This is a genomic window from Corallococcus sp. AB049A (assembly GCF_003668885.1).
Taxonomy (GTDB): domain Bacteria; phylum Myxococcota; class Myxococcia; order Myxococcales; family Myxococcaceae; genus Corallococcus; species Corallococcus interemptor.
On record NZ_RAWL01000900.1, the window covers coordinates 1 to 603 of the forward strand.

The 603-nt window shown below is 53.6% G+C and carries 1 rRNA gene; it reads left to right on the forward strand.

What is annotated here, in order from left to right:
- Positions 1-603, forward strand: a 23S ribosomal RNA gene (locus D7X55_RS45900); the annotation flags it as partial.

Sequence of the window (603 nt, forward strand, 5' to 3'; positions counted from 1 at the left end):
GCTTAGAAGCAGCCACCCTTTAAAGAAAGCGTAATAGCTCACTGGTCGAGTCGGTCTGCGGGGAAGATTTAACGGGGCTAAGCACAGAACCGAAGCTTGGGGTGCATAACTTTGTTATGCGCGGTAGAGGAGCGTTCCGTAAGCCGTTGAAGGTGGATTGAGAAGTCTGCTGGAGGTATCGGAAGTGCGAATGCTGACATGAGTAACGATAATGCGGGTGAAAAACCCGCACGCCGAAAGCCCAAGGTTTCCTTGCGCAACGTTAATCGGCGCAGGGTGAGTCGGCCCCTAAGGCGAGGACGAAAGTCGTAGTCGATGGGAAGCAGGTTAATATTCCTGCACCTCGCGTAAGTGCGATGGAGGGACGGAGAAGGTTAGGTGTACCAGGCGTTGGTTGTCCTGGGGAAAGGCGGTAGGTTTGGATCTTTGGCAAATCCGGGATCCTCTAAGACCGAGCACCGAGACGAGCCTTTATGGCGAAGTCACTGATACCACGCTTCCAGGAAAAGCTCCTAAGCTTCAGCTTACGCAGACCGTACCGTAAACCGACACAGGTGGGTAGGATGAGAATTCTCAGGCGCTTGAGAGAACTCGGGTGAAGGA